This window comes from Kineosporiaceae bacterium (assembly GCA_016713225.1).
GTDB lineage: Bacteria > Actinomycetota > Actinomycetes > Actinomycetales > Kineosporiaceae > JADJPO01.
The window spans coordinates 1,072,189-1,092,467 of the sequence record JADJPO010000003.1; the positions used below are offsets into that span (position 1 = coordinate 1,072,189).

23 protein-coding genes are annotated in these 20,279 nt (G+C 71.0%); 5 read left to right on the plus strand and 18 right to left on the minus strand.

Annotated features, from left to right (window positions below):
• Positions 1 to 4 precede the first annotated feature (4 nt).
• The 6 genes from IPK24_15855 to IPK24_15880 form a co-directional block, all read right to left on the minus strand.
• Positions 5 to 844: a glycosyltransferase family 2 protein gene (locus IPK24_15855; GenBank protein MBK8076997.1), complete on the minus strand. Its 840-nt coding sequence runs from the start codon at positions 842 to 844 to the stop codon at positions 5 to 7.
• Positions 845 to 938: 94 nt separating this feature from the next.
• Positions 939 to 1,853: an RNA methyltransferase gene (locus IPK24_15860; GenBank protein MBK8076998.1), complete on the minus strand. Its 915-nt coding sequence runs from the start codon at positions 1,851 to 1,853 to the stop codon at positions 939 to 941.
• A 1-nt stretch (position 1,854) separates the two neighbouring features.
• On the minus strand, positions 1,855 to 2,235 hold the full coding sequence (gene rplT, locus IPK24_15865) for a 50S ribosomal protein L20 (GenBank protein ID MBK8076999.1): 381 nt from the start codon (positions 2,233 to 2,235) through the stop codon (positions 1,855 to 1,857).
• Between the two features lie 15 nt (positions 2,236 to 2,250).
• Complete coding sequence (gene rpmI / locus IPK24_15870; GenBank protein MBK8077000.1) at positions 2,251 to 2,445, minus strand: 50S ribosomal protein L35; 195 nt, start codon at positions 2,443 to 2,445, stop codon at positions 2,251 to 2,253.
• 65 nt (positions 2,446 to 2,510) lie between these two features.
• On the minus strand, positions 2,511 to 3,149 hold the full coding sequence (locus IPK24_15875) for a translation initiation factor IF-3 (protein MBK8077001.1): 639 nt from the start codon (positions 3,147 to 3,149) through the stop codon (positions 2,511 to 2,513).
• Positions 3,150 to 3,522: 373 nt separating this feature from the next.
• Positions 3,523 to 6,090, minus strand: coding sequence for an RNA-binding transcriptional accessory protein (locus IPK24_15880; protein ID MBK8077002.1), 2,568 nt, complete (start codon positions 6,088 to 6,090; stop codon positions 3,523 to 3,525).
• Between IPK24_15880 and IPK24_15885 the strand changes: the two genes are divergently transcribed.
• The gene (locus IPK24_15885; GenBank protein ID MBK8077003.1) at positions 6,089 to 6,745 is read left to right on the plus strand and encodes an SGNH/GDSL hydrolase family protein; all 657 of its coding nucleotides are present in this window, start codon (positions 6,089 to 6,091) and stop codon (positions 6,743 to 6,745) included. The two genes, IPK24_15880 and IPK24_15885, sit on opposite strands and share 2 nt — an antisense overlap.
• Here IPK24_15885 and IPK24_15890 read toward each other — a convergent pair.
• The 7 genes from IPK24_15890 to hisD all read right to left on the minus strand — a co-directional run bounded on the left by IPK24_15890 (position 6,733) and on the right by hisD (position 12,568).
• Positions 6,733 to 7,569, minus strand: a complete 837-nt coding sequence (locus tag IPK24_15890; protein MBK8077004.1) for an SseB family protein — start codon at positions 7,567 to 7,569, stop codon at positions 6,733 to 6,735. The two genes, IPK24_15885 and IPK24_15890, sit on opposite strands and share 13 nt — an antisense overlap.
• Positions 7,566 to 8,297: a bifunctional 1-(5-phosphoribosyl)-5-((5-phosphoribosylamino)methylideneamino)imidazole-4-carboxamide isomerase/phosphoribosylanthranilate isomerase PriA gene (gene priA, locus IPK24_15895; GenBank protein MBK8077005.1), complete on the minus strand. Its 732-nt coding sequence runs from the start codon at positions 8,295 to 8,297 to the stop codon at positions 7,566 to 7,568. Before priA ends, IPK24_15890 begins: the two co-directional genes overlap by 4 nt.
• Complete coding sequence (locus tag IPK24_15900) at positions 8,294 to 8,623, minus strand: hypothetical protein (protein ID MBK8077006.1); 330 nt, start codon at positions 8,621 to 8,623, stop codon at positions 8,294 to 8,296. Before IPK24_15900 ends, priA begins: the two co-directional genes overlap by 4 nt.
• A 131-nt stretch (positions 8,624 to 8,754) precedes the next feature.
• Positions 8,755 to 9,405, minus strand: coding sequence for an imidazole glycerol phosphate synthase subunit HisH (gene hisH / locus IPK24_15905; protein ID MBK8077007.1), 651 nt, complete (start codon positions 9,403 to 9,405; stop codon positions 8,755 to 8,757).
• Positions 9,402 to 10,004 carry an imidazoleglycerol-phosphate dehydratase HisB gene (hisB, locus tag IPK24_15910; GenBank protein ID MBK8077008.1) on the minus strand — a complete coding sequence of 201 codons (603 nt, stop codon included), beginning with the start codon at positions 10,002 to 10,004 and terminating at the stop codon, positions 9,402 to 9,404. Before hisB ends, hisH begins: the two co-directional genes overlap by 4 nt.
• Position 10,005: 1 nt before the next feature.
• Positions 10,006 to 11,187, minus strand: a complete 1,182-nt coding sequence (locus tag IPK24_15915; GenBank protein MBK8077009.1) for a histidinol-phosphate transaminase — start codon at positions 11,185 to 11,187, stop codon at positions 10,006 to 10,008.
• 52 nt (positions 11,188 to 11,239) lie between these two features.
• On the minus strand, positions 11,240 to 12,568 hold the full coding sequence (gene hisD / locus IPK24_15920; GenBank protein MBK8077010.1) for a histidinol dehydrogenase: 1,329 nt from the start codon (positions 12,566 to 12,568) through the stop codon (positions 11,240 to 11,242).
• Positions 12,569 to 12,698: 130 nt separating this feature from the next.
• Here hisD and IPK24_15925 point away from each other — a divergent pair, with 130 nt between their 5' ends.
• Positions 12,699 to 13,355, plus strand: coding sequence for an LON peptidase substrate-binding domain-containing protein (locus IPK24_15925; GenBank protein MBK8077011.1), 657 nt, complete (start codon positions 12,699 to 12,701; stop codon positions 13,353 to 13,355).
• Positions 13,355 to 13,864: a Cys-tRNA(Pro) deacylase gene (gene ybaK, locus IPK24_15930; GenBank protein ID MBK8077012.1), complete on the plus strand. Its 510-nt coding sequence runs from the start codon at positions 13,355 to 13,357 to the stop codon at positions 13,862 to 13,864. The genes IPK24_15925 and ybaK overlap by 1 nt, the downstream gene beginning before the upstream one ends.
• A gap of 45 nt (positions 13,865 to 13,909) precedes the next feature.
• Here the strand turns inward: ybaK and IPK24_15935 are convergent, their stop codons facing one another.
• The 3 genes from IPK24_15935 to IPK24_15945 are packed head-to-tail and all read right to left on the minus strand — an operon-like array spanning position 13,910 to position 16,398.
• The gene (locus IPK24_15935) at positions 13,910 to 14,404 is read right to left on the minus strand and encodes an Lrp/AsnC family transcriptional regulator (GenBank protein ID MBK8077013.1); all 495 of its coding nucleotides are present in this window, start codon (positions 14,402 to 14,404) and stop codon (positions 13,910 to 13,912) included.
• Between the two features lie 41 nt (positions 14,405 to 14,445).
• Complete coding sequence (locus tag IPK24_15940; protein MBK8077014.1) at positions 14,446 to 15,831, minus strand: aminotransferase class III-fold pyridoxal phosphate-dependent enzyme; 1,386 nt, start codon at positions 15,829 to 15,831, stop codon at positions 14,446 to 14,448.
• Between the two features lie 51 nt (positions 15,832 to 15,882).
• Positions 15,883 to 16,398, minus strand: a complete 516-nt coding sequence (locus tag IPK24_15945; protein MBK8077015.1) for a hypothetical protein — start codon at positions 16,396 to 16,398, stop codon at positions 15,883 to 15,885.
• Between the two features lie 300 nt (positions 16,399 to 16,698).
• Here IPK24_15945 and IPK24_15950 point away from each other — a divergent pair, with 300 nt between their 5' ends.
• Both IPK24_15950 and IPK24_15955 read left to right on the plus strand, forming a co-directional pair.
• The gene (locus IPK24_15950) at positions 16,699 to 17,637 is read left to right on the plus strand and encodes a lytic polysaccharide monooxygenase (protein ID MBK8077016.1); all 939 of its coding nucleotides are present in this window, start codon (positions 16,699 to 16,701) and stop codon (positions 17,635 to 17,637) included.
• Positions 17,637 to 18,227, plus strand: coding sequence for a DUF305 domain-containing protein (locus tag IPK24_15955; GenBank protein MBK8077017.1), 591 nt, complete (start codon positions 17,637 to 17,639; stop codon positions 18,225 to 18,227). The genes IPK24_15950 and IPK24_15955 overlap by 1 nt, the downstream gene beginning before the upstream one ends.
• 42 nt (positions 18,228 to 18,269) lie before the next feature.
• Here IPK24_15955 and IPK24_15960 read toward each other — a convergent pair whose 3' ends face one another.
• Positions 18,270 to 19,601: a HAMP domain-containing protein gene (locus tag IPK24_15960; protein ID MBK8077018.1), complete on the minus strand. Its 1,332-nt coding sequence runs from the start codon at positions 19,599 to 19,601 to the stop codon at positions 18,270 to 18,272.
• On the minus strand, positions 19,598 to 20,278 hold the full coding sequence (locus tag IPK24_15965; protein MBK8077019.1) for a response regulator transcription factor: 681 nt from the start codon (positions 20,276 to 20,278) through the stop codon (positions 19,598 to 19,600). Before IPK24_15965 ends, IPK24_15960 begins: the two co-directional genes overlap by 4 nt.
• Position 20,279: the final 1 nt, after the last annotated feature.

Below are 20,279 nucleotides of genomic sequence, written 5' to 3' on the forward strand. Positions count from 1 at the left end.
CCTCTCAACGATCGGGCTTCGGTTGGGGTACCGAACCTTTCGCCGCAAGGCTAAGCACGAGTGCATCGTCGTGCTTCTCGATTCCTGACCGGATCGGGGTCAGCGTGCGGAAGCGAGCCAGGCCCGCCCGCTGCACCAGGTAGCGACTCATGCCCACCAACGTGGCCACGGTGTACCGAACGCCCTTGCGCCAGCCGATCTGGGACGACTCCGGCGTGTACACGGTGGGTACCGGGACGTCCCCGATGCGCAACCCCTGGTACGCCGCCGCGATCAAGAGCTGCGAGTCGAACCCGAAGTCGTCCGTGAAGGTCTCGATCGGCAACGACCGCAACGCTCGCGCCGAGTAGGCCCGCATGCCGCTGTGGAAGTCGCCCAGGTTCTGGCCCAACACCAGATTCTCGAGCCCGGTGAGCAGGCGGTTGACCAGGTACTTGCTCACCGGCATCCCGCCGGCCAGGGTCTCACGCCGCGAACGCACCCGATTGCCGAGCACGATGTCGCAGATGCCCAGTTCGATGGGACGCACCAACGCCTCGATCATGCGCGGTTCGTACTGACCGTCCGGGTGCAGCATCACCACGATGCCCGCGCCGCGCTCCAACGCCGCGGCGTAGCCGGTCTTCTGGCTGCCGCCATACCCTCGGTTGCGCTCGTGCCGCACTGTGGTCAGCCCCAGCTCGGCGCTGAGCCGACAGGTGTCGTCGGCGCTGGCGTCGTCCACCAACAGCAGCGTGCCCTCGTAGGCCGGCGGCACCGCCACCACCGTGTCGGCCAACGTGCGTGCGGCGTTGTAGGCGGGCAGCACCACCAGGACGCCGGAGCCTCGGCTCGGCGTGGCCATCGCGCCCTCCTCACGTCCCAGGCAGGCCCTGGGATCACCCGACCACTGTGACCCAACAGTGGGGCGCGCGCGTTAGCGGGGGATTAGAGGTTCGTCATCCCGTCCGGCGCTGAACTCGAGCGGTGGCATAGAGGCAGACCGTGGCGGCGGTGGCCAGGTTGAGGCTCTCGGCCCGGCCGTGCACCGGAACCCGCACCACGGCGTCCGCCAGGGCTCGATCGGCCTCGGGGAGTCCCCAGGCCTCGTTGCCGAACAGCCAGGCGACCCGCCCGGCCAGCAGTCCGGCCGGACCGTCGTCCTGCAGTTCGTCCAGGTCGAGTGCCCCGGCGCCATCGGCGGCCACGACGACCAAACCGGCAGCGTGCAGGCCGGCGACCGCCTCGGCGAGCGGTACGCCGGTCACCACCGGCAGGTGGAACAGACTGCCCGCGGTGGAGCGGACACACTTCGGGTTGTGAACATCGACGCTCGAGTCGGTGAGGATCACGGCGTCCGCGCCGGCGGCGTCCGCGGCACGGATCACGGTGCCGGCATTGCCCGGGTCGCGCACCTGCGCCAGGACGGCGACCAACCGAGGCCGGCGCTCGATCACCGTGGCCAGCGGTGCATCGATCAGTCGGCAGACCGCGATGATGCCTTGCGGCGTCACGGTGTCGGTCATGGCCGCCAGCACCTCGGGTGCGACCCGGACGGCGCGCAGCCCAGCGTCGTCCAGCCCGGCAACGATGTCGGGGTGTCGGTCGAGCGCCTGGTCGGTGGCATACACCGCCTGGACGACGGGCGCGGCACCCGGGGCACCCGGGGCACCGAGCGCACGGTCACGATGGGCGAGGACCGCCTCGCGCACCGATTGCGGTCCCTCGGCGACGAACGCGCCCTCGCGCAGACGCGCCGAGCGCCCGGTCAGCCGGCGCACCGCCTTCACCCGGTCGGACCGGGGACTGGTCGGCGCGCCGGTGCCCGGGCGCTCGGGGTGCTGCGATGCCGTTCGGTCAGCGGAGGCCGACACGTCAGGCGGCGCTCGCCGAGGTGTCGGCGGGCAGTGCCTTCTTGGCCACGTCCACCAGGGTGGTGAAGGCCGCCGCGTCGTTCACCGCGAGCTCGGCCAGCATGCGCCGGTCGACCTCGACACCAGCGGCCTTCAGGCCCTGGATGAGCCGGTTGTACGTCAGGCCATTGGCTCGGGACGCGGCGTTGATCCGCTGGATCCAGAGCCGGCGGAAGTCACCCTTGCGGGCCCGACGGTCGCGGTAGGCATACCCGAGCGAGTGGGTGACCTGTTCCTTGGCCTTGCGGTAGAGCCGCGACCGCTGGCCACGGTAGCCACTGGCCCGCTCGAGAACTTCCCGGCGCTTCTTCTGGGCGTTGACCGCCCGCTTCACGCGTGCCACGTGAGTCCTCCTTCGTCAGCGACCGAGCAGTCGCTTGATCGCCTTGTTGTCGTTCGCGGAGACCTCGACGTCGGCCGCGAGGCGGCGGGTCCGGATGGAGGACTTGCCCTCCAGCAGGTGACGACGGTTGGCCTGCTCACGCATGAGCTTGCCGGAGCCGGTCGCCCGGAACCGCTTCTTCGCACCGCTGTGCGTCTTCATCTTCGGCATGGCTGCCGTCTCTCCTCGTGCGTGGTTGCCCGGCCGGGGGGACCGGTGGGGTGGGGCTGTACCGGCTAGCCGGCGTTCGCCTCGTCGGTGGGCTGGGCCTGGACCTCGGGTGCCTGAGCATCCGCGGCCTCGACCTCGTCGCGCCGGCGGCGCGGGTCGGCTCGCTCGGCCCGGGCTTCCGCCTTGGCCTCGGCCTTCTTCTTGTGCGGTCCGATGACCATGATCATGTTTCGGCCGTCACGCATCGGCATCGACTCGACGTAGCCGTACTCGGCCACGTCGGCGGCCATACGCTGCAGCAGCCGTTCGCCCATCTCGGGGCGGGACTGCTCACGACCACGGAACATGATCATGACCTTGACCTTGTCACCGGCCTTGAGGAACCGCTCGACATGGCCCTTCTTGGTGCCGTAGTCGTGCGGGTCGATCTTCAGCCGGAGACGAATCTCCTTGAGCACCGTGTGCGTCTGGTTGCGGCGCGCCTCACGGGCCTTCATGTCGGCTTCGTACTTGAACTTGCCGAAGTCCATGAGCTTGCAGACCGGGGGGCGGGCCTGCGGCGCGACCTCGACCAGGTCGAGATCGGATTCCGCGGCCAGGGTCAGCGCCTGCTCGATACGCACGATGCCGACCTGCTCCCCGTTGGGGCCGACCAGCCGCACCTCGGGGACGCGGATGCGGTCGTTGATCCGGGGCTCGCTGATGTGCTGCTCCTTCGCTGCCGTCGCGACAACCACCGGCAAAGGGAAAGGCTCCCCATGGCGGGCGCGCCGGGGAGCCTCGAACGTCCTCGATCGGACGACGCCACCAGGACGTCACCGGCCCCACCGCGAACGGTGGAGCAAGGACCAGAACCCGTCATCCGTGAGGACGATCAGGTGGGAGGGATCTCCACTTTGCGCACCGGGCAACGAGCACCCGGTCGGTCGATCGCCAAGACTACCAGCCGTAGCACGATGTCCCGAATGCACCCTCTCCGGAATCCGTGATCATGCAATCCGTGCACGCCGACCACGGTCTGACCGGCGGCGGCGCGCGGAGCGGGCGTGCACGGATTGCATGATCACGGAGGGTTCCTCAGCGACCGTCGTCGGTGAGGCCGGCGCGGCGCAGGGCATCGGCCATCGCCGTGTTGACCGGGGCCGGAGCCGGGCGGTCGCGGCGCTGTCCCGCACCACGTTCGGCACCACGCTGACCACCGCTGCCGCCACCGCCGGGACGCGGCCCGCGACGTCCGCCGTCCGGAGTCGGTTTGGTCCGGTCGGCGGGCTTGGTCCGGTCGGCGGGCTTGGTCCGGTCGGCGGGCTTGCTCCGCTCGGCGGGCTTGGTCCGGTCGGCGGGCTTGCTCCGATCGGCACGCTCGGGGCGCTGACCCCGGGCAGAGCGGGTCGCGCCCACCTCGTCGTCCAAGCGCAAGGTGAGCGAGATGCGCGCGCGGGGCACGTCGACGTCCATCACCTTGACCGTGACCACGTCGCCGGGCTTGACCACCTCACGCGGGTCGGACACGAAGTCGCGCGACATCGCCGAGACGTGCACCAGGCCGTCCTGATGCACGCCGACGTCGACGAAGGCGCCGAAGGCCGCCACGTTGGTGACCACGCCCTCGAGCACCAGGCCCGGGGTCAGGTCGGCGATCTTCTCGACGCCCTCCGCGAAGGTGGCCGTGCGGAAGGCCGGGCGCGGGTCGCGGCCGGGTTTGTCCAGTTCGGTGAGGATGTCGGTGATCGTCGGCAGGCCGAACTGCTCGTCGGCGAACTCGACCGCACTCACCCGTCGTAACAGCGCCCCGTTGCCGATCAGCGCCTGCACGTCTCCCCCGGCGACCGATGCCGCGATCTTGCGGACCACGGGGTAGGCCTCCGGGTGTACCGAGGACGCATCGAGCACCTCTTCGCCGTCGCGGATCCGCAGGAAGCCGGCGCACTGCTCGAACGCCTTGGGCCCGAGCCGGGGCACCGCCCGCAGCGACTCACGAGACCGGAACGGCCCGTTGCCGTCACGGTGCTCGACGATGGCAGCGGCCAGCGACTCGCTGATGCCGGACACCCGGCGCAGCAGCGGCACCGATGCGGTGTTCACCTCGACGCCGACCGCGTTCACGGCGTCCTCGACCACGGCGTCCAGTGAACGCGACAACCGGCCCTCGGTGATGTCGTGCTGGTACTGGCCGACCCCGATCGACTTGGGGTCGATCTTGACCAGCTCGGCCAGCGGATCCTGCAGACGGCGGGCGATCGAGACCGCGCCGCGCAGCGAGACGTCCAGGTCGGGCAGCTCGGCGGAGGCGTAGGCCGAGGCCGAGTAGACCGAGGCGCCGGCCTCGCTGACCATCACCTTGGTGACCTTCAGCTGCGGGTTGGCCGCGATCAGCTCGGCCGCCAACTTGTCGGTCTCGCGTGAGCCGGTGCCGTTGCCGATCGCGAGCAGCTCGACATCGAACCGGGCGGCCAGCGCGGCCAGTTCGGCCAGCGCGGCGTCCCAGCGGCGATGCGGTACGTGCGGGTAGATGGTGTGGGTGGCCACCACCTTGCCGGTGGCATCGACCACCGCGACCTTGACCCCCGTCCGCAATCCGGGGTCGAGCCCCATGGTGGCGCGGCCCCCCGCCGGAGCGGCCAGCAGCAGGTCGTGCAGGTTGCCCGCGAAGACCCGGATCGCCTCGTCCTCGGCGGCCTGGCGCAGCCGGGAACGCAGGTCGACGTCGAGGTGCACGCTGATGCGGGTGCGCCAGGCCCAGCGCACGGTGTCGGCCAGCCAGCGATGGCCGGGACCCTCACCCGACGGGACGTCGAACGCGGCCGCGATCCGGCGTTCGAACCGGGAGCTGTCCTTGCGGCCGGTGATCGGATCGGCCTCGGCGTCCGGGTCGTGGTCGATCTCGAGGCTGAGCATGTCCTCCTTCTCGCCCCGGAACATGGCCAGGATGCGATGCGAGGGAAGGGTTCTCAGTGGTTCGGAGGCCTCGAAGTAGTCGGCGAACTTGGCGCCCGCCTCCTGCTTGCCCTCGCGCACGCGAGAGGCCAACTGGCCGCGTTGCCAGACGTCCTCACGCAGTGCGCCGACCAGGTCGGCGTCCTCGGAGAAACGTTCGATCAGGATCGCCCGCGCGCCGTCCAACGCGGCGGTGGCGTCGGCGACGCCACGCTCGGCGTCCACATAGGCGGCTGCCACCTGCGCCGGGTCACCGGACGGGTCGGCGAGCAGCGTCTGGGCCAGCGGCTCGAGCCCCGCCTCGCGCGCGATCTGGGCCTTGGTGCGCCGTTTGGGCTTGTAGGGCAGGTAGACGTCCTCGAGTCGGGCCTTGGTGTCGGCGCCCAGGATCTGCGCGGCCAGCTCGGCGGTGAGCTTGCCCTGCTCCTTCACCGACTCGTAGACCGCTGCCCGGCGCTCTTCGAGTTCACGTAGGTAGCCGAGGCGTTCGTCCAGGGTGCGCAGCTGCGCGTCGTCCAGACCCTCGGTGACCTCCTTGCGGTACCGGGCGATGAACGGCACCGTCGCGCCGTCGGCCAGCAGGGCGACCGTGGCGACCACCTGTGCCGGGCGGACACCGAGGTCGTCGGCGATCCGTTGCGCGATGGAGGCCGTGACCGCCGTGGGCGAGGGCAACTGCGGGATGCTCACATGCGAGATCCTAGGAGGCATGACCGACACCACCGACCATCGGGCCGACCACTCGGCCACAACGGACGGTGTTGAACCGGTCGCGCTGTGGGTCGGGGACAGCTTCACCGACGGCGAGGGTGCCCGGGGATGGCTGCACGGTCGAGCAGCGGGCCGGGAGCGGACCTACCCGGCGCTGGTGAGCGCCGCGCTGGCGTGGCGGTGCGTGGTCGATGCCCAGTGCGGCACGGGTTTCGTCAATCCCGGCTGGCTCGCCTCACCGGACTACGCGCCGCTGATCGCCCGGTTGCCGGGCGTCGTCCGGCAGCACCCCCGGATCGACATCGTGATCGTGGACGCCGGCCGCAACGACGCCGAGTCCGGCCTCGACGCGATCCGGGACGCCGCCGCGCGGTATCTGGACGCCGCCCGCGCCGCCTGGCCGGACGCCGAGGTGATCGTTCTCGCGCCGACGCTGCTGGAGGCCGACCAACCGGCCGAATACCGGCGGATCGGCGAGCTGCTACGGGAGCTGGCGCGGGTGGTCGACCCGTCGACCGATGAGGGGTTCGTCCAGGCGTGCCGGGCGCTGGATCGCTGGAAGCTGGTGTGTGAGGACGGGTTTCACCCGAGTGTGGCCGGTCAGGCGCTGTACGCCGAGGTGCTGACACGCCTGATCGGCGATCAGCGCCGCTGATCGGCCGTTACCGGACGCAATTCGAGGGACTCGGCTCGTTCGGCGAGCAGCGGGACGCCGGCCAGGTGCTCGGACACGTCGGCGAGTACGGCCTGCAACCCGGGCGTGTCCAGCCCCGGGGCGAGGACCAGCACCACGGCGAGTTCGCTGCGTCGTCCGGGTTCGAGCCGGACCTCGTGCACCACGATGAGCGGGCTCAGGGCCGAACGGACGGCGTCCGCCAGCTCGGCGTCGTCCGAGGGTGGGCTCCAAGCGCGGCCCTGGGCGATCGCCCACAGCGGCGGGCGCCGGACGACGAACGTGTGGGGCGAACCGGCGTCGATCACCATGACGTCGCAGTCCTCGTCCACCGCCGACAGAGCGGCGCGGGCGGCCTCGACCGGCACCGGGCGTGCGGCGGCGTCCCAGGTGGCCATGGCGGCCACGCTGGTGAAGGCGGGCAGCCCGCGGACGCCTCCGGGGCCGGCCAGCAACGGGATCGAGGCCTCGGCGCCGGCGTCACCGCGAATGTGATCGGGCATCGGGTGGCCCTCGCCGACCCTGGCCACGATCGGCACGAGGAGGCGCGCGGGGGCCAGCGCGGCCATCACGTGCTGCTCACGCACGGGGCCGACGGGGTCAGCGGCATGGCCGATCAGCGCGGCGAGTAGCGCCGGGTCGGCCTCGCCGGGATCCCCCGCGAACGGCTGCGGAGTGAGATCGCGACCCGCCCAGGGAACGCCGAGCGAGTCGGTGGGTCCCTCGCCGTGCCGGCCGGGGCGCGGGCCGATGTGCTGGTGTCCGTGTCCGTGTCCGTGTCCGTTGCCGTACCCGTGGCCGGTCACGGCCGGCCGGCCACGTCCAGCGCCTGCTCCAGCGTGAACGCCTGCGCGTACAGGGCCTTGCCGACGATTGCCCCCTCGACGCCCTCCCCGACCAGGGCGCGCAGGGCGACCAGATCGTCCAGGCTCGAGATGCCACCGCTGGCGACCACCGGGCGGTCGGTGCGGGCGCAGACCTCGCGCAACAGCTCGACGTTGGGGCCGCGCAACGTGCCGTCCTTGGTGACATCGGTGACCACGTAGCGGGCACAGCCGTCGGCGTCCAGGCGGGCCAGGGTCTGCCAGAGGTCGCCGCCCTCACGGGTCCAGCCGCGGGCGGCGAGCGTGGTGCCCCGGACGTCGAGGCCCACGGCGACGCGGTCGCCGTACTTCGCGATGGCCGTGCGGGTCCAGTCCGGGTCCTCGAGCGCAGCGGTGCCCAGGTTGACCCGGGCGCAACCGGTGGCCATCGCCGCCTGCAGTGAGGCGTCGTCCCGGATGCCACCGCTCATCTCGACCTTGACGTCGAGCGCCGTGACGACCGCCGCGAGCAGGTCACGATTCGAGCCTCGTCCGAACGCGGCGTCCAGGTCGACCAGGTGGATCCACTCGGCGCCGGCCTCTTGCCAGGCCAGGGCCGCCGAGAGCGGGTCGCCGTACGAGGTCTCGCTGCCGGCCTCACCCTGGACCAGTCGCACCGCCTGCCCTCCGGACACGTCCACGGCGGGCAACAGTTCGAGTCGGGCGGTCACGGCTGGGGCTCCTCGGTTGCAGGCTCGGTGGTGGGAGAGGCGCTCGGGTCGGTCTGCATCTCGTCGTAGATGTCACCGCGGCGGCTCCACAGGAAATAGATCACCAGCAGAGCGAGCAGCCCGCCGACCAGCACGCCGCGCCACGTCCAACTGAGCCGGACCCACCCGGCGACCAGCCCGAGCGCGAGGGCGCTGCCGAGCGTGGTGGCGAGTTTCGGACTGCGCCGCCGGGTGCTGGTGGTCCGGCGGCGGGTGGTGCGACGCGCGGTCGTGGAGCGCCGAGTGGTGGATCGGCGCGTGCTGGTGGTGCGTCTGCGGGTGACCACGACGGAAACGCTATCCGAGGGCGGTGACAGCCGGGGCGATCAGGTCGGTTTTCGGTCGACAGTCCGTACCGGCACACCGGTGGTGTGCACGGATTGCATGATCACGGGGGGTTTGTGCACGGATTGCATGATCACGGGAGAGTGGTGACCCAGTTTCGCAAGAGGTGGGCGCCGGCGTCCCCCGACTTCTCGGGGTGGAACTGCGTGGCCGACAGCGGTCCGTTCTCGACCGCCGCCACGAATGGCACCCCGTGCTCGGCCCAGGTCACCGCCGGCGGCGTGAAATGGGTGACGTCGCTCGCCTCGAACTCCCAGCGTTGCACGCCGTAGGAGTGCACGAAGTAGAACCGCTGGTCCTGCACCCCGGCGAACAGCACGGTGTCCTGGGGCGGGGTCACCGTGTTCCACCCCATGTGCGGAACCACTTGCGCCGGAAGCCGTTCCACGACTCCGGGCCACTCCCCCAGGCCCTCGACCAGGCCGTGCTCGGTCGAGGGTTCGGTGGACCGTTCGAACATCACCTGCAACCCGACGCAGATCCCGAGGACCGGCCGCCCCCCGGCCAGGCGCCGGTCGACGATCTGATCACCGCGTACCGCACGCAGCCCCGCCGCCACCGCGGCGAACGCCCCCACCCCGGGCACCACCAGGCCGTCACAGTTCTCGGCGGCCCGCCGGTCGGCGGTCAGTTCCACCTGCGCGCCCACACGTTCGAGCGCTCGCACCGCCGAGCGCACGTTGCCCGAGCCGTAGTCGAGGACGACGACCCGGCGTCCGGTCACAGCGCACCCTTGGTGCTCGGCACGCCGCTCACCCGCGGGTCACGCTCCACCGCCACGCGCAGCGCTCGGGCCACCGCCTTGAACTGGGCCTCGACGATGTGGTGCGGGTCGCGACCGGCCAGCACCCGCACGTGCAGCGCGATCCCGGCGGTCGACGCCAGGGTCTCGAACACGTGCCGGGTCAACGAGCCGACATACGACCCACCGATGATCACGTACTGCTGCCCCTCGGGTTCACCGGTGTGCACGCAGTACGGCCGCCCCGACACGTCGACCACGGCCTGCACCAGGGCCTCGTCCAACGGCACCATCGCGTCGGCGAATCGCCGGATGCCCACCTTGTCGCCGAGCGCCTGGCGCAGCGCCTGACCGAGCACGATCGCGACGTCCTCGACGGTGTGGTGGGCATCGACCTCGACATCCCCGGTCGCCGTCACGCTCAGGTCGATCAGTGAGTGCTTGGCCAACGACGTCAGCATGTGGTCGTAGAAGCCCACCCCGGTGCTCACCTGCGCCCGACCGGTGCCGTCCAGGTCGATCTCGACACTGACCTTCGACTCGCTCGTCGCCCGGTCGATCCGGGCGGTCCGTGCGTTCACGTCAACTCCTCGGCTCGGCGCTGCCGCCGGCCCCGGCCACAACCTCGGCCAGCGCCGTCAGGAACGCGGTGGTCTCGTGCTCGGTCCCCGCGGTCACCCGCAGATGATGGGCGATCCCCATGTCCCGAATCAGGACGCCGCGCTCCACCAGCCCCTGCCAGGTCGCCTTCTCGTCGTCCAGGCCACCGAACAGGACGAAGTTGGCGTCACTCGGCACCGGCCGTAGGCCGAGGGTCGGCAGTGTCTCGACGATCCGATCCCGCTGGGTCTTGATCGCCTCGACGGTCGACAACAACTGATCCGCATGACCCAACGCTGCCCTCGCGGCGGCCTGGGTGAGCGAGGACAGGTGGTAGGGCAGGCGCACCAACCGGAACGCATCGCACAGGGCGGGGTGCGCGGCGAGGTAACCCAGTCGCGCCCCGGCCAGGGCGAAGGCCTTGCTCATGGTGCGGCTCACGATCAACCGTCCGCCGGCGGGGTGCTCGTCGAGCAGGCTCAGCGCACTGGGGGTGCCGGCACGGGCGAACTCGGCATAGGCCTCGTCCACCACGACCAGGCCGTGGCCCGAGGCGTGCACCTCGTCGAGCACCGCGGCCACGACGGCCAGGTCGAGCGCCGTCCCGGTCGGATTGTTCGGTGAGACCAGGAACACCAGGTCGGGCCGCACCGCGCGCACCTGCGCCACCGCCTGATCGCGGCTCAGGTCGAAGTCGCGGGCGCCGTCCGGCCGTTCGCTGCCGCGGGTGCCGTCGACCCACCCCGTCGCGGTGACCGAGGCGATGATCGGGTGCATCGAGTAGGCCGGGGTGAACCCAAGCGCGGTACGCCCCGGCCCGCCGAAGGCCTGGAAGATGTGCTGCAGCACCTCGTTGCTGCCGTTGCCCGCCCAGACCTGCTTGGCCGCGACCACGCGGTGGGTCACCGAGGCGAGGTAGGCCGCCAGGGCTTCACGCAGCGCGGTGAACTCACGGTCCGGGTACCGGTTGAGCGTTCCCGCCACCTCGGCGACCTCGGCCACGATCGAGGCCACCACGGCCGGCGGCACCGGGTAGCTGTTCTCATTGGTGTTCAACCGCACCGCGACATCCCATTGCGGTGCGCCGTACGGGGTCTTGCCCCGCAGGTCATCCCGCAGCGGCAGGTCGTCCAGGGTGAGCTCGGGCACGAGCGAGGAGGTCATCGGCAGCTTTCTCGGCAGGGGGTCGGTACCACGGTCAGCGTGGACAACGGGGTCACGACAATCGCGCCCGGACGGCATCACCGTGAGCGGGCAGGTCCTCGGCAGCGGACAGCGCCAGCACGTGCGGGGCGACCTCGGCCAGCGCGGCCGCGTCGTAGTCGATCACCTGGACGCCGCGCAGGAACGCGAACACGCTCAGCCCGCTGGAGTGCACGGCGCTGCCGGCGGTGGGCAGGACATGGTTCGATCCGGCGCAGTAGTCCCCCAGGCTCACCGGTGCGTGGGCCCCGACGAAGATCGCACCGGCGTTGCGCACCCGGGCAGCCACCGCGGCGGCGTCCCGGGTCTGGATCTCGAGGTGTTCGGCGGCGTAGGCGTCGACCACGGCCAGGCCCGCGTCGAGATCGTCCACCAGCACGATGGCCGACTGCTCGCCCGACAGCGCGGTGCCCACCCGCTCGAGGTGCTTGGTCGCGGAGACCTGACGCTCGAGTTCGACCTCGACGGCGTCGGCGAGCGCCGGGGAGTCGGTGACCAGCACCGAGGCGGCCAGGGTGTCGTGCTCGGCCTGACTGATCAGATCGGACGCCACGTGCGCGGCGTCCGCGCTCTCGTCGGCCAGGACCAGGATCTCGGTCGGCCCGGCCTCGGCGTCGATCCCGACGAGTCCGCGCAGCAATCGCTTGGCCGCCACCACGTAGATGTTGCCCGGCCCCGTGATCACGTCGACCGGCTCACACGCCCAGCCACCCTCGGCGTCCCGGGCGCCGTGGGCGAACATCGCCACCGCCTGGGCACCCCCGGCGCAGTACACCTCGGCCACGCCCAGCAGCGCGCACGCGGCCAGGATCGTCGGGTGTGGCAGTCCGGCGAACCCGGGTGGGTTGTCACGCTGGGCGGGACTGGTCACGGCCACCTGCTCGACCCCGGCCTCCTGGGCCGGGACGACGTTCATCACCACGCTGCTCGGGTAGACCGCCAGGCCGCCGGGCACGTACAACCCCACTCGGCCGACCGGGAGCCAGCGGTGCGTGACCGACCCGCCGGGTACCACCTGCGTGGAGTGTCCCGACGGCAGCTGGGCCCGGTGGACGCGGCGAGCCCGGTCGATGGCCTCGCGCAGACCGGCGACCACCGCGTCGTCCATCGAGTCGAGCGCCCGCTGCAGCGCCTCGTCGGGCACCCGCACCCGCTCCGGACGCACCCCGTCGAACCGTTCGGTGTGGTCGAGCACCGCCACCTCACCGCGATCACGCACGTCGTCACAGATCGGGCGGACCGCCTCCAGGGCATGGTCGACATCGAAGGCTGCCCGGGGCACGACGCCCCGCAGCTCCCGGCTTCGCAGGGTGCGGCCACGCAGATCGAGTCGGCGAATCACCCGCAAAGTCTACGAGGCCCGCTCGCCGGCGACATCAGCGACGCCGTCCGACCACCCGGGACGGCTTCGGACCGCCTCGGCACCGTTCGGGGGCAGCGGTCACCGGCCCTCGCCGCATAGCCTGGACCTCGTGCCGGTTCGCCTCCCGTTGTTCCCGCTCGGCTCCGTCCTGGTGCCGGGCCTGGTGCTGCCGCTGCACATCTTCGAGGAGCGCTACCGGGTGCTGGTCAACGCGCTGCTGGCGCTGCCGGACGGCGCCTTCCGCCAGTTCGGCGTGATCACCATCCGGTCGGGGGTCGAGGCAGGCGAACCGCACCCGGAGCTCTACGAGGTGGGGTGCTCGGCCGAGTTGCGCGAGGTGACGCCGTACTCGGACGGACGATTCGACATCATCTCGGTGGGCGAGTCGCGTTTTCGACTACTCGGCATCGACGATCAGGCGGACACGCCGTACCTGACCGGTCTGGTCGAGTTCCTCCCGGAGCCGGACGGCGAGGACGACGTCGAGCCGTTGCGGCTGCGGGTGGTCGACCGATTCGCCGAGTATCGGCGCCGGCTGCAGGTGGAGGTCACCGAGTTGCCGGACGACCCCCGAGTGGTCAGCTATCTCGTCGCCGCGGCCATGGTGCTCGACCTGCCCGAACGGCAGTACCTGTTGGAGCAGCCGACCACGGCGCATCGGCTACGAGCCGAGGCCGAGTTGTTGCGCCGCGAGGGCAGCCTGGTCGATGCGTTCCGCGCACTGCCCGCCGTCGATCTGCTCAGCGAGCCACCGGGTCAGAACTGATGGCGCGCCGCACCCGGGCCGCCGGCGCAGCGACCCCGGCGCTCGCCGTCCTGACCGCCGCCGGGGTGCCGCACACGGTGCGCGCCTACGACCACGACACGACGGCGCACGCCCGCGGACTCGCCTACGGGCTGGAGGCCGCTCGAGCACTCGGGGTACCGCCGGAGCGGGTGTTCAAGACCCTGCTGGCCGAGGTGGACGGCCGGTTGACCGTGGCCATCGTCCCGGTCACCCAGCAGCTCGATCTCAAGGCTCTCGCCGCGGCGTCCGGGGGCAAGAAGGCCGTGATGGCCGACCCGGCGATGGCCGAGCGCACCACCGGGTACGTCGTCGGCGGGATCAGCCCGTTGGGCCAACGCAAGCGGTTGCCGACCGTGCTGGACGCCTCGGCCGGCGACCACGCGGCGATCCTGGTCAGCGCCGGACGCCGCGGCCTGGACGTCGAGCTGGCAGCCGCCGACCTCACCGCGCTGACCGGCGCGGTCCTGGCGCCGATCGGTACCGCCTGATCCGACTCGATGATCCGACTCGATGATCCCACTCGATGATCCCACTCAAGCCGGTTCGGCAGGCGTGGCCACCGAGAACCGGTGGGTGTGGATGCCGTAGTACTGCCACACCCGAGTCGAGGTGACCCCGGGGACGGCCCGGATGCGGTCGTTGACCACCGCGAGCAGCTCGTCGGATGTCCGGCAGACCACCTCGGCCAACAGGTCGTGTTCACCACTGGTGAGCACCTGATAGATCACGTTCTCGATCGTCGCGATCCCGTCGGCGACCTCCCGGACATCACCCTGCGTGGTGATCGCGACCATGGCCTGCACCGGGAACCCCAAGGCCGCGGGGTCGCTGACCCCGACCACCTGGAGCACCCCGAGGTCGATCAACCGGTGCACCCGTAGCCGCACCGCCGGTGCGGACAGCTCCACCTGCGGCGCCAGCGCGGCATAGGACGACCGTCCGTCCCGTGCCAGCAGGTCCAGCAGCTGGACGTCGATCGCGTCCAGCGTCACCGGCCCCGACGATGCATCGGCGTCCTGACGATTCACGTTTCCCCCCACGACTCCCCCCTCGGTGTTCCGTCGTGGGCCTATCCCAGCAGGATTGCCACGGCCTCGGCGAACAGTTGTGTGTGTCGCTCGACATCTGCCGCGGTGGTGACAGGGCACATCAGCGCCATGTTGTGGAACGGGGTGATCAGCACACCCCGATTGATCATGAACAGGTGCAGGAACTCGTCCAGCTCGTCGTCGGCGCCGGCGGCCGACTCGGTCCCGGTCCGCGGGGCAGGCGAGGCGAAGCGATACTCCGAGCGGGCGCCCAGCTGACTGACCGACCAGGCCACACCGGTCGCATCCAGCGTTGCCTGAACCCCCTCGGTGAACGCCGTGGCGAGCTCGATCATGTGCTCGAAGGCCTGCTCGGTCAACACGTGCCCGAGCGTGGCGCGCATCGCCGCCAGACTCAGCGCGTTGCCCGCCAGGGTGCCACCGACCCCTCCGACATCGACCAGGTCGGCGTCGCGGTGCGCACCGATGCGCTCGGCCACCTCACGGGTGATGCCGTACGCCCCGGAGGGGATGCCGCCCCCGATCGACTTGCCGATCACGAAGATGTCGGGATGCAGGCCCCAGGCGGCCGTTGCGCCGCCGGCGCCTGCCGAGAAGGTGTGGGTCTCGTCGATCATCAGCAGGGTGCCGGTGGCCTGGCACAGTTCGTGCACCCGGTCGAGGAACCCCGGCTCGGGCAGCACGATGCCGATGTTGGTCAGCGCCGGCTCCATGAGCACCGCGGCGACATCGCCGTGGGCCAACTCGCGGGCCAGCGCCTCGGCATCGTTGAACTCGACCACGCGAGTCGTCTCGTGCAGCGGCACCGGCGGAGCCACGTTGCCGGGGCGCGCCACCGCACGGCCGTCCGGACCCGGAACGGCGAAGATCTCGTCCACCGAGCCGTGATAGCAGTAGGAGAAGACCAGGATCTTGTTGCGGCCGGTGGCCAACCGGGCCAGGCGGACCGCCCAGCGATTGGCGTCGGTGGCGCTGAGCGTGAACGACCAGAGCGGCAACCCGAAGCGGCGGGCCAACTCGGCACCCACCCACTCGGCGTCCTCGGTGGGCAACATGGTGGTGATGCCGCCCTGCTCGGCCAATCGGCGGTGCACTGCTGCGATCGTCGCCGCGGGGCTGTGCCCGGCCATCGCGCCGGTGTCACCGAGCGCGAAGTCGATGTAGGTGTGACCGTCGACGTCGGTGAGGCGATTGCCCTCGGCCCGATCGAGATACAGCGGGAAGCCGCCGCTCCATTTGTTCATCCAGGTCATCGGCACCCGCCCGAACAGGTGCCCTGCCGAGGCGAACAACTCCGCGGAGCGCGGGTTGGATGCGGCGTAGGTCGCACGCTCGGCATCGATCAGCGTGGTGAGCCGGGCACGGTCGATGACCGCCGCGGTGGGCGAGGATGCAGAATGGGCCATGACCCGATGGTAATACAGGATCGGATCCGCAGATAGAAAGGATCTTTCTTTTCAGTCGCCCAAAGCACTCTTGGCATGCTTTTCGCTCGCGCGCTCGGAGGTGTCCGATCGGAAGATCAACTCCAGGGTGGCCGAGATCGCGGCACCCAGAGCAGTCACCACCGGCCACACCACAGTCGCACCCCAGGCCGACAACCGCGGCCCACCCAGAACGATCGACACCCCGACCGCGAGCCCGGCCGCCAGCCACGAACCGGCCAGCACGACCGCCAGCCGGGCGGCCGGCCTCGATCCGGGACGACGCCATACCGCCGCTGCCGTCACGGCACCGGCCAGCGCCGTGATCAGCGCAAAACTGCCGTCCACCGAGGCAGCATGCTCGACCTCGTCGCTGGCAGCGATCGCCCGGGGAACCACGACGTGCCAGATCAGGCCTGCGACCACACCGGCCGGCACCAGCCAGACCAACTCGAAACCCAGCGGCCGCGGGCGCGGGTGCCCGGGCGACAGCACGGCAGGCGGCCGCGCCTCGGACAGGATGGCATCCCGTCGGGGAGAATCGCGCACCCGCTCACCCTAGACGTGCGGTCGCTCACGTGCCGAGCGGGCCGCTCGCCCCAGAGGTGCCCGGGCACGCCGTCCCGGCCGGTCGAAGCGTTAGGTGCGGTTAAGGCCCAGATCAGACCGACTTTGGCGCCCGCCGCCTAGGTTCGATCCCGAGTCGAGGACATCGACCGGTTGCCCCCGCGCATCAGCAGCCTGCGTCCTCGACGAGCCGCCGTCGACCCCAGCTCGGCGGCGGCCCCGACCGGCCCCGGCACCCCCCTCCGGGGCCGGTCGGGTTCTCGATGCATGGAGGAGAATCGTATGAAGCGTCGTTGGATGGTCCCGGCCACGGGTGCTGCGGCACTCATCGCCTCGGTGGTGATGGCCACTCCTGCTTCGGCCCATGGGTACGTGAACACGCCACCGAGCCGCCAGGCCATGTGCGCCCAGGGCCGCATCGCCTGTGGCGCCGTGAAGTACGAGCCGCAGAGCGTCGAAGGCCCCAAGGGACAGATCAACTGCAGCGGCGGCAAGTCGGCCTGGGCCGAGCTCGACGACAACAGCCGGAGCTGGCCGGTGACCTCGGTGGGCTCCTCGGTCAACTTCTCGTGGATCCTCACCGCACCCCACCGCACCGCCAGCTGGGACTACTTCGTGGACGGCAAGCTGGTCACGAGCATCAACGGCGGCAACAACCTCCCGGGTAGCCAGGTCACCCACACGGTCAACCTGAGCGCCTACCCCGGACGGCACACGGTGCTGGCGCGTTGGTCGGTCGGCGACACGACGAACGCGTTCTACAACTGCGTCGACCTGCAGATCGGTAGCGGCGGGTCGACCACCCCGCCCGCGACCACCCCACCGGCCACGAAGCCGCCGGTCACCACGGCGCCCCCGACCACGCCCCCGACCACGAAGCCGCCGGTCACCACGGCGCCTCCCACGACGAAGCCACCGGTCACCACGGCGCCTCCCACGACGAAGCCACCGGTCACCACGCCGCCTGCCCCAGGTACCACCACACCGCGGCCGCCGAGCAGCACCAGGCCCCGCCCGCCGTCCGGGCCGGTCAAGCCCACCAGGAGTGGGCATCACCATGGCACCCCCACCGGAGCCCACACCACCTGGCGTCCCCGAGTGCGCTACCACGTCGGTGACGAGGTCATCTTCAACGGGGTCCGCTACGTGGCACTCATGAACCACACCTCGTTCCCCGGGTGGGAGCCTCCCTTCGTGCGCTGCCTCTGGCAGAGGCTCTGATGATTCGTCCGTCACGCGCGCCGGCGTGGGCCCGTTCGGCCCGCGCCGGCGCGCTGGTGCTCGTGGCCTCGCTCGCCCTGGGTGGTTGCGGTCTGTTCGGGGGCGAGACCTCGGGCTCATCGGCGTCGAGTGCCGAGGCAGGTGCCGTCAATCAGACCGACGTGATCTTCGCGCAGCAGATGACGGTCGACCTGGAGCAGGCCGACCAGGTGCTGCGCCTGGCTGCGGGCCGGGCCACCACCGAGGAGGTGCTCACGCTCGCCGCCGCGATCCAGGCCACCCAGGCCGAGGAGCGTCAGACCCTGCAGACGCTGCAGTCCGGCTGGGCCAGCGTGCCGAGCGTGAGCGTCACCCGCAACGCTTACCAGATCGATGCTGCCACCATGACCCAGCTCCAGACGCTGTCCGGAGCCGAGTTCGAGCAGGTCTTCCTGACCGTCCTGGTGGCCATGCAGCGCAAGACCATCGAGCTCGCCCAGGTGGAGGCCTCTCGGGGCCAGGACGCCGCCACCCGTGCCCTCGCCAGCCGCGTCGTGCAGTCACGGACCGCCGAGGTGGACTACTCGTTGGGGCTGCTCGAGGCGTCCTGACCTGTCCGTGATCCAGCCCACGCGGGGAGGGGTCCCAACAGATCAGGTGGCGCGCGGCACGGTCGGCATCGCCAGGGTGATCTCGGCGCCGCCGAGCCGGCTGCGACCGATCAGCAGCTGCCCGCCGGTGGTCTGTGCCACCCGGGTGACGATGTCCAGGCCGAGCCCACTCGACCCGGCGCCGCTCGCACCGCGCCGCACGGCCCGCTCGGGCTCGCGAATGCCCGGCCCGGCGTCGCCGACCACGAGTTCGGTGCGTACGCCGACCCGCAGCACGACCTCGAAGGCACATCCCTCGGGAGTGTGCAGGAAGACGTTGCCCACCAACGCATCCACCACGGCCTGCAGGTCGGCCTGACGCACCGGCACGTCGACCCGCTGGACGCTGCGCGGCAGGGCCAGGGTCCAGCCCCGGCCCTGGTCCTCGGCCAGAGCACCCCAGAAATCCAGCCGTTCGCGCAGCACCGCCATGGCATCGCACTCGGGGGGTGAGGCCGGGCGAGGGCTCTGCCGGGCCTCGTGGATGATGGCATCGACCTCCTCCTGGAGCTTGGTGGTCAGCGCCCGGACCTGATCCCCGGTGACCCCCGAGCCCAGCGAACGGCCTGCCAGCACCAGGCCGGCCAAGGGGGTCCGCAACCGGTGTGACAGGTCGGCCATGAGTTCGCGCTCGGCCACCAGCAGATCGCCGACCCGGTCGGCCATGAGGTTGAAGGCGCGGGCCGCGGCCGCCAGCTCCTCGGGCCCTTCCGGCAACACCCTGACCGCCAGATCCCCCGACCCGAGGCGGTTGGAGGCGGCCTGCAACCGGCCCGCCGAACGCACCACCCGGGCCGCCAGGCGGTCGGCCAACGCGATGGACGCCGCCACCAGGGCCAGCGCGAAGACCGTCAGACTCACCCGCGCCCTGGTCACCCCGCGTTCGAGGACGGCGTCCGGGATGTCGATCTCGACCACGGCCATCCGACCGCCACTGAGGGCAACGGGCTGCAGCACAGCCATTCCCCCGTGGGTCGGGACGGTGGCGGGTGCCCCCGACCGCATCGCCTCGAGGGCGGCGACCCGGGGCGCAGCCGGCTGCAGCTCGGCTCTGGTGACGACGTGCTCGATCTCGGCCTTCTGGGCCACCAACCCGGCCCTGGGTAGATAGACCGAGATGATCCCCGAGGCCTCGGCACCGGCCACCAGAGAGGCGACGTAGTCGACCGACTGGCTCACGGCCAACACCGAACCGGTGACCATGGCACTGCGATAGGCCTCCGCCACGGCCCGCTCGCGAACCGAGTCGCCCACCAGGACGAGCAGAGGGACGAGGAAGGCGATCGCCACCAACCCGGTGACCGATGCGGAGATCCAGGCGAGTGAGCGTCTCACTCAGGCGCCGCCAGCCGGACCCCCACGCCTCGGACGGTATGGATGTAGCGGGGCTCGGAGGCCGATTCACCCAGTTTGCGGCGCAGCCACGAGACATGCACGTCGATGGTCTGGTCCTGTCCGTAGGCCTGTTCCCACACCTCGGTGAGCAGTTCGCGGCGGGTGACCACCTGGTCGGGGCGGGCCGCCAGATAGGCCAGCAGGTCGAACTCTCGCCGGGTCAGGTGGATCGACTGGCCGGCCAGGCTGACCTCTCGCCGGCCGGTGTCGACCCGAAGGTCACCGACCAGGATCAGGGGGTCGGGTTCGGGCCGGTGTGAGCGGCGCAGCACCGCGGTGATCCTGGCGTTCAACTGGTCGCTCGAGAACGGTTTGGTCAGGTAGTCGTCGGCCCCGGCGAGCAACAGGGCGACGACCTCCTCGTCCCGGTCGCGGCTGGAGGCGATGACCACCGGGACGTCCTGATTCAGCGCCCGCATCATCTTCAACGCCTGAGCGCCATCCAGATCGGGCAGGTTCAGGTCCAGGATCACCAACTCGGGAGGGTGCGCGCTGAACTCGCGAAGCGCCTCCAACGCATTCGGGGTACTGCGCACCACATGACCGCGGCCGGCCAGGTCGTGCACCAGAGCGGTTCGGAGCAGAGAATCGTCCTCGACCAGGAGCAGCGCTGCCACG